This window comes from Leptotrichia sp. HSP-342, assembly GCF_041199995.1.
Lineage (GTDB): Bacteria > Fusobacteriota > Fusobacteriia > Fusobacteriales > Leptotrichiaceae > Leptotrichia > Leptotrichia mesophila.
In genome coordinates, this window is record NZ_CP165646.1 from 564,270 (window position 1) to 576,074 (window position 11,805).

Annotated in this window: 10 protein-coding genes; 9 read left to right on the top strand and 1 reads right to left on the bottom strand. The window is 31.4% G+C overall.

Annotated features, from left to right (window positions below; genetic code table 11):
* Positions 1-62 precede the first annotated feature (62 nt).
* From AB8B23_RS02770 to AB8B23_RS02805, 8 genes are all read left to right on the top strand, one after another.
* Positions 63-2,708 carry a valine--tRNA ligase gene (locus tag AB8B23_RS02770; RefSeq protein ID WP_369713301.1) on the top strand — a complete coding sequence of 882 codons (2,646 nt, stop codon included), beginning with the start codon at positions 63-65 and terminating at the stop codon, positions 2,706-2,708.
* 267 nt (positions 2,709-2,975) lie between these two features.
* The gene (locus AB8B23_RS02775; RefSeq protein ID WP_172618798.1) at positions 2,976-3,086 is read left to right on the top strand and encodes a lipoprotein; all 111 of its coding nucleotides are present in this window, start codon (positions 2,976-2,978) and stop codon (positions 3,084-3,086) included.
* A 45-nt stretch (positions 3,087-3,131) separates the two neighbouring features.
* Positions 3,132-3,557 carry an NfeD family protein gene (locus tag AB8B23_RS02780; protein ID WP_147005889.1) on the top strand — a complete coding sequence of 142 codons (426 nt, stop codon included), beginning with the start codon at positions 3,132-3,134 and terminating at the stop codon, positions 3,555-3,557.
* Between the two features lie 35 nt (positions 3,558-3,592).
* A complete protein-coding gene (locus tag AB8B23_RS02785) occupies positions 3,593-4,507 on the top strand; it encodes an SPFH domain-containing protein (RefSeq protein ID WP_021743309.1) in 915 nt (304 codons plus the stop codon).
* Positions 4,508-5,175: 668 nt separating this feature from the next.
* Entirely contained in the window at positions 5,176-5,871 is a 696-nt protein-coding gene (locus AB8B23_RS02790) for an N-acetylmannosamine-6-phosphate 2-epimerase (RefSeq protein WP_369713302.1), read from the top strand.
* 116 nt (positions 5,872-5,987) lie between these two features.
* Entirely contained in the window at positions 5,988-7,607 is a 1,620-nt protein-coding gene (locus tag AB8B23_RS02795; RefSeq protein WP_369713303.1) for a PTS transporter subunit EIIC, read from the top strand.
* 105 nt (positions 7,608-7,712) lie between these two features.
* Positions 7,713-8,696, top strand: a complete 984-nt coding sequence (gene holA, locus AB8B23_RS02800; protein ID WP_369713304.1) for a DNA polymerase III subunit delta — start codon at positions 7,713-7,715, stop codon at positions 8,694-8,696.
* Positions 8,697-8,858: 162 nt separating this feature from the next.
* Complete coding sequence (locus AB8B23_RS02805; RefSeq protein WP_369713305.1) at positions 8,859-9,011, top strand: hypothetical protein; 153 nt, start codon at positions 8,859-8,861, stop codon at positions 9,009-9,011.
* 269 nt (positions 9,012-9,280) lie between these two features.
* Here the strand turns inward: AB8B23_RS02805 and rpsT are convergent, their stop codons facing one another.
* On the bottom strand, positions 9,281-9,547 hold the full coding sequence (gene rpsT, locus AB8B23_RS02810) for a 30S ribosomal protein S20 (RefSeq protein ID WP_006804906.1): 267 nt from the start codon (positions 9,545-9,547) through the stop codon (positions 9,281-9,283).
* 244 nt (positions 9,548-9,791) lie between these two features.
* Here rpsT and gpmI point away from each other — a divergent pair, with 244 nt between their 5' ends.
* Entirely contained in the window at positions 9,792-11,327 is a 1,536-nt protein-coding gene (gpmI, locus tag AB8B23_RS02815; RefSeq protein ID WP_369713306.1) for a 2,3-bisphosphoglycerate-independent phosphoglycerate mutase, read from the top strand.
* The last annotated feature ends 478 nt before the right edge of the window (positions 11,328-11,805 follow it).

An 11,805-nucleotide genomic window follows, 5' to 3' on the forward strand; every position in this document is an offset into this window, starting at 1 on the left:
AGGATTCATGAAATAAAAAAATTTAATAAAAACTATATATAATTAAAACAGGAGGAAAAATAATGCCAAATGAACTGAATAAAGTTTATTCACCAAATGAGATAGAAGATAAATGGTATAAAATATGGGAAGAAAAAGGATATTTTAATGCACAGCACAATTCAGAAAAACCAGGATATTCAATTGCTATTCCACCACCAAATGTTACAGGGATTTTACATATGGGTCATATGCTTAATAATTCAATACAGGATGCAATTATTAGATATAAGAGAATGAGCGGATTTGATACACTTTGGATTCCAGGAATGGATCATGCCGGGATTGCTACACAAAATAAAGTTGAGAGAATGCTGGCTGATGAAGGAACTTCCAAAGAGGAAATTGGATATGATGAGTTCTTGAGAAGAACTTGGGAATGGAAGGAAAAACATGGCGGGTTGATTACAAAGCAGCTTAGAAAACTGGGAGTTTCGCTGGACTGGACAAGAGAGAGATTTACTATGGATGAAGGGCTTTCGGAAGCTGTAAAGGAAGTGTTTATCAAACTTTACAATGATGGGCTTATTTATCGTGGAGAATACATTGTAAACTGGTGTCCGCACGATAAGACAGCACTTGCTGATGATGAGGTAAATCATGAGGATAAAAATGGAAAAATCTGGGAAATTAGATATCCGATTAAAGATAGTGATGAGGAATTTGTAATTGCTACGACTCGTCCTGAAACAATGCTTGGAGATACAGGGGTTGCAGTAAATCCAAATGATGAAAGATACAAGCATCTGATTGGAAAAACTGTAATTTTGCCTCTTATGAACAGAGAAATTCCAATTGTGGCAGATGAATATGTGGATATGGAATTTGGGACTGGGGTAGTTAAGATGACTCCTTCACACGATCCTAACGACTTTGAAGTGGCAAAAAGGACTGGACTTGCATTTTTAAATATTTTTACAGAAGATGCGCATGTAAATGAAAATGGTGGGAAATATCAAGGGCTAGAAAGATTTGCAGCTAGAAAGGCTATACTTGCTGATTTAGAAGAGCAGGGACTGCTAGTCGGAGTAAAAGATCATAAGAATGCTGTGGGGCATTGCTACAGATGTAATTCGATTATTGAGCCAAGAGTTTCTACGCAATGGTTTGTAAAAATGGAGCCGCTTGCAAAAAGAGCATTGGAAGTTGTAAAAAATGGAAAAATTCAAATTACGCCAAAAAGATGGGAAAAAGTTTATTACAACTGGCTGGAAAACATAAGAGACTGGACAATTTCGCGTCAAATCTGGTGGGGACACAGAATACCTGCCTATTATTCAGAAGATGGAACAGTTTTTGTGGCAAAAAGTCTGGAAGAGGCAAAAGTGCAGGCACGTGAAAAATTTGAAAAAGATGTGAACTTGACGGAAGAAACAGATGTGCTTGATACTTGGTTTTCGTCAGCATTATGGCCATTTTCAACATTGGGCTGGCCAAATGAAACTGAAGATCTGAAAAAATTCTTTCCAACAAATGCACTTGTTACAGGAGCAGATATTTTATTTTTCTGGGTAGCAAGAATGGTAATGATGAGCCTTTATATAAAAGATGAAATACCATTTAATTATGTTTATCTGCACGGAATTATACGGGATGAAAAAGGTAGAAAAATGAGTAAATCTCTAGGAAATTCGCCTGATCCCCTTGACTTGATAGCAAAATACGGTGCAGATGCAATAAGATTCAGCTTTTTATACAATACTTCACAAGGGCAGGACATCCATTTTTCAGAAAAACTGCTTGAAATGGGTTCAGCTTTTGCAAATAAAGTATGGAATGCATCAAGGTTTGTATTGTCAAATCTGGAAGATTTTGATGTTTCAACAACTGTGGATAATTCGGAATTTAAACTTGAAGATAAATGGATTTTATCCAAATTGCAGACTGCTTCAAAATTAATTAATGAAAATATGGAAAAATATGAACTGGACGCTGCTGCAAAATTGGCATACGAATTTTTCCGTGGAGATTTCTGTGACTGGTATGTAGAAATTGCCAAAACACGTGTCTATGGACAGGAAGGCAGTGATAAAGTTGTGGCACAATGGGTGTTAAGGCATGTTCTTGATAAAGGGCTTAAAATGCTGCATCCATTTATGCCGTTTATTACTGAGGAAATTTGGCAAAAATTACAAACTGGTGAAGAAACAATTATGTTATCAGATTTTCCAGAAGAAGAAAAAGAGTTTATAAATATTGATGCTGAAAAGGAATTTGACTATCTGAAGGAAATTATTTCGGCAATTAGAAATATCCGTGGAGAAGCAAATGTTTCCCCATCTAAGAAAATTGAAGTTATTTTCAAGACAGCTGATGAAAATGCAAGAAATATTTTACAAAATAATGCCAAAATACTGGATAAACTGGCAAATGTTGAAAAATATGAATTTAATGTGGAAATTCCAAAACTTGTAGGATTTAGACTAGTTGACACAACTGAGATTTTTGTTCCTTTAGCAGAGTTAATTGACTTAGACAAGGAAATTGAAAAATTGGAGAAAAGCATTGAAAAAGCTCAAGTTGAACTGGATAAAGTATTGAAAAAATTATCTAATGAAAGTTTTGTAAACAGGGCAAAACCTGAAGCTGTGGAAAAAGAAAGAAGAATAAAAGAAGAACTTGAAAACAAAATTGCTAAATTTAAAGAATCGATGAATTTGTATAAATAACATCAGGATTTAAGTTATTAAACAAGTTTAATGAATAAAAAACTTGAAAAATTAAGATTATAATTGTAAAATACATTAAACAAAATAAATTTAAAATGGAGGAAATATGAGAAAGCTTTTGATATTGGTCTTATTGGCTTTAGCTTTAAGTTCGTGCTTATCAGCTAATGTAGGTGTTGGACCAGGTGGATTGCATGGTGGAGTTGGAGTTTATTTCTAGATTTTAAGCCAACTAAATGGAAAAAATTTTTTAAGAGGTGAGATAAAATGAAAAAACTAATTATTTTGATTATGATTTTGTTCACGCTTGCGGCTTGCAGCAGTACTGGAAAAGGGACAAATTCGATTCATGTTGGAGTAGGTGTTTCAGGACTTTAAGATTTTGTAGCTGAAGTATTTATCAGAAAAAAAGGAGAGAGAAAAATGGGAGCATTATTTTGGGCAATTTTGTCAGGAATAACAGCAATTCTGGAAATAATTATTCCAGGGCTTGTAACAATTTGGTTTGCACTTTCAGCTTTAATTGTAATGTTTCTTGCAAATTTTATAGAAGATTCGCTAATACAGTTTTTAATATTCGCTGTACTTTCGGTAATTTTCCTAATATTTACACGTCCAGTCTTGAGAAAATACATTGAATCGCAAAGAAAGACAAATTTTGATGCGAGCATGAAAGGGACTGATGTAAAAATTGAAAAAGTAGTCGATACTAAACAAGCTGAAAAGGAATATGAAGTAAAATTTAAAGGATCCATTTGGACAGGAGTAAGCGAGGAAATATTGTCAAATGGAGAAATTGTTAAAATTAAAGGTTTTAAAGGCAACAAGATAATTCTTGAAAGAAAGTAATAATTTTTTAAATAAAAATAGGAGGTAATATTATTATGTACTGGACTTTACCATTAATAGTTATTCTTATTGTAATAGCGTTAATTTACATTTTTAAATCAATAAAGATTGTACCGGAATCACGTGTACTTATAATTGAAAAATTGGGAAAATACGATAGATCTTTAAATTCAGGACTTAGTTTTCTGAATCCATTTTTTGACAGGGTTGCAAGAAGCGTTTCTTTAAAAGAACAAGTTGTGGATTTTCCGCCTCAGCCTGTTATTACAAAGGATAACGCCACAATGCAAATTGATACAGTTGTTTATTTTCAGATAACTGATCCAAAGCTGTATACTTATGGAGTAGAGCGTCCACTTTCAGCAATTGAAAATTTGACAGCGACAACTTTGAGAAATATTATTGGAGATATGACAGTTGATCAGACATTGACTTCAAGAGATATTATCAACACAAAAATGCGTCAAGAACTGGATGATGCCACAGATCCTTGGGGAATAAAAGTAAACCGTGTGGAATTGAAAAGCATCTTGCCGCCAGCTGACATTCGTGTAGCAATGGAAAAGGAAATGAAGGCAGAACGTGAAAAAAGGGCAAACATTCTGGAAGCACAAGCAAAAAGGGAAGCGGCAATCTTGGTTGCAGAAGGAGAAAAACAGGCTGCAATTTTAAGAGCAGAAGCTAAAAAAGAACAGCAGATAAAAGAAGCAGAAGGGCGTGCAGAAGCAATCTTATCAATTCAAAAAGCACAAGCAGAAGCATTGAAACTGTTAAACGAAGCTGCACCAACAAAAGAGGTATTGTCATTAAAAGGAATGGAAACATTTGAAAAAGTAGCAGATGGAAAATCAACAAAAATCATTATTCCAAGCGAGTTACAAAATCTGGCTGGAATGGTTACAGCATTTTCGGAACTTGCTAAAAAAGATAAAGATGTGGAACAAAAATAGGATATATGGGACTGGACAAAATGTCCAGTCTTTTTTTTTGAAAATTTTTAAATTACATATATTGTAATAATATAATCTTGAAAAAAATAGTTTTATACTAAATTTGATTTAAAATTTTTATAATAGGTTAATTTATAGTTATTCAAGTAAATTATTTTTTATATATTTTGATTAATAAATATTTTTTCATACTATTATGTTTTTTCTTTTTATTCTCGTAGGATTGCTCATTGCCGCAAAACCTTATCTTGCAGTAAAGGTTTATCCTGATAATCAAAATATTTGGCAAGATTGCTACGCAATAACCTATGGCTAGTCTACCACATTTTTCTGCACTGAAAAAAAACTCGCTATACTCAGACAGTTTTGTCAGCACAGAAAAATGTTCCGACGGGTTATTTATACTAGAATCTGATTGAAAAATGAAAATTATATTTTAACTATTTTAAATATACCCTTTATTAGAAAAGTTTGTAATAATTTCATTATTTAAACAGGAAATAGTATTATTTTGATAGATAAAAGAGTTCAAATATAATTTGAAAAAGATTAAAAAAAAATTTTTTTTATAATAAAAAATTAAAAAGCTTTTCTATTGACAAATTGAAAAAATGGGGTAACATAGGAATATAAGAAAGATTAATTGAAAGATAAAAGAAGGTGTAATTATGAGTAAAGAAAAATTATTGGAAAAATTAAAAGGGAAATTGATTGTTTCGTGCCAGGCATTGCCTGGAGAACCTCTTTATATAGAAAATGGGACTATAATGCATCTTATGGCTATTGCGGCAGAACAGGCTGGAGCTGCGGGAATAAGAACTAATGGAATAAGAGATATTGAAGAAATCAAAAAAAACTTAGATTTACCTGTTATAGGATTAATCAAAAAGCAATATGAAGGATTTCCTCAGCATATAACTGTAACGATGAAGGAAATAGATGATTTAGTGAAAGCTAAAGCCGATATAATTGCACTAGACTGTACAATGAGAGAACGTCCTGAAGCAAAAACAATAAATGAATTTATAAAAAAAATTAGGGAAAAATATCCTGATGTGCTATTAATGGCAGATATTTCAACATTTGAAGAAGGTGTGAATGCTGAGAAAGCTGGTGTAGATTTTGTAGGAACAACACTTAGTGGCTATACTCCCTATAGTAAAAAATCAGAAGGGCCTGACTTTGAATTAGTAGAAAATCTTGCTAAAACACTTCGTATTCCAATAATAGCAGAAGGAAAAATACACGAGCCGAAGCAGGCAAAAAAAATGCTGGAATTGGGTGCATTTGCAGTAGTTGTCGGAGGAGCTATAACAAGACCTCTTGAAATTGCTCAAAGATTTGTTAGGGGAATTGAGAAATAAAAATTAGTAATTAAAAATAAATATTATAGAAAGGAAATTATTGAAACTGTTTTAGAAAATAACAAAGAGAGGAGGAAATATAATATTTTAAATGGTTTCAATATATGGTATATGCTATGAAAAATAATGGAATTTTTGCAGTATTACAGAAAATAGGTAGGGCTTTTATGTTACCTATCGCAGTATTGCCAATGGCGGGAATACTTTTAGGGGTGGGAGGTTCTTTTACGAATCCTGTCCTTATAAAAACATATAATTTAACTTTTCTTGAACCGGGAACGCCGTTAAATTATCTTATGCAGCTGTTTTCTAATGTAGGGTTGTTTGTTTTTGCAAATTTACCTTTACTGTTTGCGGTTGGTGTAGCTATAGGGCTTGCGAATAAAAATAAAGAAACTGCCGCTTTATCGGCTGTTTTAGGATTTTTGCTTTTTCACACTATAATAGGGACAATTTTGAGTTTTAAAGGGATAACTCCTGATTCAGTAACTTATGATGCTCTTATTGGAAAAGGGTTGAGTGAAGCTGCGGCAAGAGGAACAGCGGCATTGTATGCAAAAGAACTTGGAATATTTACATTACAGACAGGTGTGTTTGGTGGTATCGTATGTGGTATTGTGGCTTCGGCAATTACAAACAAGTTTTCAGATAAAAAATTACCTGATTATTTGGCATTTTTCAGCGGAAATAGATTTGTGCCAGTTATGACAATTATTTTATTTATTCCTTTGGCAGCAATATTTCCGTTTGTTTGGCCTACAATCTTTATGGGAATTGTGAAAGCTGGAGAAATGTTTGCAGCTACAGGGGCTATAGGAACATTCTTCTATGGATTTACAATGAGATTGTTAAATGTATTTGGATTGCATCATGCGATATATCCTCTGTTCTGGTATACTCAGCTTGGAGGTTATCAGGAAGTGGGAGGACAGATGGTAGCAGGAGGGCAAAATATATTCTTTGCACAGCTTGCAGATCCGTCAGTAAAACATTTTAGTGCAGCGGCGACAAAAACAATGACAGGTGGATTTTTACCTATGATGTTTGGATTACCTGCAGCAGCTCTTGCAATGTACAGAACTGCAGATGACAAGAATAAAGCGGCTATAAAAGGAATATTGCTATCAGCCGCATTGACATCATTCCTTACAGGAATAACTGAACCGATAGAATTTACTTTCTTATTTGTAGCACCTGTATTATACGTAATTCATGCAGTGCTTGAAGGACTTGCCTATATGCTGATGTATGTGCTTAATGTGGCAGTAGGAATTACATTCTCAAGAGGAATTATAGATTTTACTTTCTTTGGACTTTTACAAGGAAATGCAAAGACTTCATATTACTGGATACTAATATTAGGCCCTGTATATGCACTTGTATATTACTTTGTGTTCAAAACATTAATTTTGAAATTTAACATTCTTACACCAGGTAGAGGAGATTCTGAAAATAAACTTTACACAAGAAAAGACTATAACGAAGCTAAAGAAAATACAGAACTTATAGACAATATAGTAGTTTCATTAGGAGGAGCAGAAAATATAGAAAATATAGATGCCTGCATTACAAGACTTAGAGTTACTGTAAAAGATGCTTCTATAGTTGCTAATGATGCGAGATGGAAAGAATTGCAGGCAAAAGGTGTAATTCGTTCTGGAAAAGGAATTCAAGTAGTGTATGGAACTCAGGCTGAAACATATAAAAATCAAATAAGAGAAAAATATAGAATATAATTTTTACAAATTTTATTTGTTTTTTGTTTTAAAGTTCAAATTATACAAAAAATTTGATATAATTTTCTCAAGAAATAAAAAATAATTATAGACGTGAGGAAATAAATGATTTATTTTATTGGAGGAAAAAAGCAAAGAGAATTTAAATATTTTGAACTTTTGGAGAAAATTCGGAAAGAAAATGTTGGAATTAGTGAAAGTTTTTTTGATGTGGATTTGAAGGAAAATGAAAAATTTTTGGAAAAAATAAATATTAATTCCATATTTTCAAGTCAGGAACTGGTTGTATTGAAAAGAGCAGAAAAGCTTAAAAATATTGAGGAAATTTTGAAATACATAGCAAATCTTGAGATAGTAAATAAGGAAATTATTATTGATTATGACAAGGAAGATGGGAAATTTGGAGTAAAATTAAAAAAGCTGCTGGATGAATTTAGTAAAAATAAGCAAATGGAAGTTTTTTTATTTCAGAAGGAAACAGAAGAGGAAATACGGGCTTATGTTGTAAATGAACTGGATATAAACGCAAGGGATGTGGCAATGCTTCTTGAAATGATAGGGAGCAATCCGTTTAAGGTCAGAAATGAAGTTGCAAAAATTAAGATTTTTCTGGATGGAGAAAAGTTTGATATTGAAAAAATTAAAAATATTGTATCTATTGAAAAAGATTATCAAATTTATGAAATGACCCGAAACATATTGTTAAACAACCCAGCGGATGTAATGAGATACTTGGAGCAAAAAAAAGAATATATGGGAATCTTGTATTCTCTTTACAATGAACTTGAAATAATGTACAAAATAAGCTCGTTAAAAGTGAAAGGGCGAAAATTCAGTAAAAATTACAACACTTTTAAAATTGAATTTGAAGAAATAAAGGAAATTTTTAAATCCAATAACAGAATCCCCAATTCCTATGTAATTTTCAAAAAAATAGAACTCGAACAAAACTACACAAATGCCAGTTTAAAAAAATTAGTTTTTAGATGCTGGGAAATCGAAAAAGATATAAAGACTGGTAAAATAGAAATGGAAACAGGAGTTGAAATGTTAATTATGGAAATTTGCTCATTATTTAGAAAAAAATAATTTTAGAAATCCAAATATAAACATCGAACCAAGATATTTGAATAATTGATTTATAATTAGATTGCTTAAAAGCTATTTTAACTGCAACTGATAGAACTTCAACAAAAAAATTAAAGAATACGAATAAAATTTGAAAGTAAACATAAAAGAGGTGTATTTCTAATGGGAATATTAAAAAAGATATGGGATATGCTGCCAGAAGGACGTCCAATTTGCGTGCCTAAGCCTGAAGCGTGGGGAGTAAAACAGGAGGAAGATAAGGAAAGAGATAAAGATTTAAAGAAGAAAGATGAGGCGGAAAAAGTAGAGAAATAAAATTTATTGTAAAATTAAGTTTTAATACAAATTGATTATTCTCAGAAAATAATGGAAGAGGGTGCATTTAGACACTCTCTTTTTTATTTTATAAGAGTTTTTATATTAAATTCTGTTTAAAGAAAGGATAATCTATGTTTTTAAAAGTAGTCCAAAATTTGGGGTATAGTCCAAGTTGTATAACAAAAAAGACTATCCTTAGATTGTGATAGTCTTTTATTTTTGTTAATCTTAAAAAAATTTTTTTAAAATCAATCAGTAGCAAAAAATTAATTTGCCAATGAATTAACTTTTAATGTTAATCTAGATTTTTTTCTTGATGCAGTGTTTTTCTTAATAACACCTTTTGTTACAGCTTTATCTAATTCTTTATATGCTACTTGTAATGCTGATTTAGCTTCGTCGACATTTTTAGCTTCAACAGCGGCAAGCACTTTTTTTACGAAAGTTCTAGTTCTGCTTCTGATAGCTTGATTTCTAGCTGCATTTCTTTCACCAATAAAAACTCTTTTTTTAGATGATTTTGAGTGTGCCATTTATTTCTCCTTTCAATAGTTTTACTTATAAAATAAATTGCTATATAGTTAAATATATTGCAAATTACACAATATATTATCATTTTTTTCAATAAAAATCAAGATATAAAGAATAATTTTTTCAATAGGTATATAAAAAAAGAAAGAGAAATTTTTTATTCAAATTCCTTGATAAATTTAGAAAAAATCTGTATAATAGACATAGGAAAAGAAAGTTATTTAAAAAATGGAAGGAAGAAAGATTATGAAAAAAAGACCAGTAGTTTTAATAATTTTGGATGGATGGGGGATGAATCATCATGATAATGAAGTTGATGGAGTAAAATTGGCTCATCCAGTTAATTTTAACAATTATCTTAAAGAATACCCTCATACTGAATTGAGAGCAGATGGAGAATTTGTTGGGCTGCCTGAAGGACAGTTTGGAAATTCTGAAGTTGGGCATACAAATATTGGTGCTGGAAGAGTAGTTTACCAAATGTTGCCAAAAATCTCAAAAGCTATTAAAGAAGGTACAATTTTAGAAAATAAAGTGTTATCAGATATTATGGAAACTACAAAAGCTAATGGAAAAGCTTTACATATTACAGGATTAACTTCTGATGGTGGAGTTCACTGCCACATTGACCACTTAATTGGGTTAGTTGATATGGCTAAGAAAAAAGGACTTACAGAAGTTTATGTTCATGCGATTATGGATGGAAGAGATACTGCCCCTGAAAGTGGAGTAGAGTACTTGGCACAATTGCAAAAAGCATTGGATGAACTTGGTGTAGGAAAAATTGCTACAGTTGTTGGAAGATATTATGCAATGGATAGAGATAATAACTGGGATAGAGTGGAACTTGCCTACAATGCCCTAACTTCTGGGGAAGGAAACTTGGCAGCTACTGCTGATGAGGCAATCAGAAATTCTTATGCAGAAGGAATTACAGATGAATTTGTAAAACCTGTTAAAATTGGTTCAAAAGACAATGGCTTAATTAAAGATGGAGATGGTGTAATTTTTGCAAACTTTAGACCTGATAGAGCTAGACAATTAACTAGAACATTTGTTGACCCTGAGTTTACTGGATTTACAAGAAAAGTTTATCCTAAAGTAAACTTTGCTACAATGGCTCAATATGATGCAACATTTAGTTCACCAGTGGCATTCCCGCCTGAAACAATTATAAATGGATTTGGGGAAGTTGTATCAAAAGCTGGATTAATTCAAGTAAGAACAGCAGAAACTGAAAAATATGCACACGTTACATTCTTCTTCAATGGTGGAAAAGAGGAGCCATATCCAGGAGAAATTAGATTGCTGTCTGATTCACCAAAAGTTGCAACTTATGATTTACAGCCTGAAATGAGTGCTTATGAAGTTAAAGAAAACCTAATTAAAGAATTAAATACTGGAAAAGTTGACACAGTTGTATTAAACTTCGCAAATCCTGATATGGTTGGACATACAGGAAATGTTGATGCTGTTATTCAAGCTTGTCAAGCAGTAGATAACTGTACAGGACAAATTGTAAGAAAAGTATTAGAATTAGATGGTGCGGTATTAATTACAGCAGATCACGGAAATGCTGACTTATTAGTAAATCCTGAAACTAAAGAGCCTCATACAGCACACACTGTAAATCCAGTTCCATTCATTTTCATTACAAACGATATGAAGGACGCAAAATTGAGAACAGATGGAAAACTAGCTGATATTACTCCAACAATGCTTGATTTATTAGGATTAGAAAAACCAGCTGAAATGGATGGAAGCACATTAATTATAAAATAATAGTTTTATAATTAAAAAATAATTTTAAAGACAATATAAAAACAGTATATTTAAATAAATCTCTCTAAATTTATATAAAAAAGAGAGATTTTTTTGTTGTAATGGAAATAAAAAAATGTTATAATACTACGAAAAATAATTTCAAATTTTTGATTTGAAGTGTATTTAGACTCCTTTAAAATCTAAATAGTAAAGTAGTTTTAGGATTTGAATAGAATAGTTTTTGAATTTGATTTTAAGGTAGTTTTATTAGCAAAAAATTAAATAACATAATTTAGAAGCCAATCAGTTTAAAAATATCATAAATTTATATATTTAATGGTATTGAGAAAATAACAGTTTTAGATATGATTGGCTATAATTATGGATAGTGAAAAAATTGTAATTATTACAGAGTAATAAAGATTTAAAATTTAGAAAATAGATAATTAGTATGAATAAAAGCTGATTGGTTATCTAAAATTGAAAAAAGAAAAAT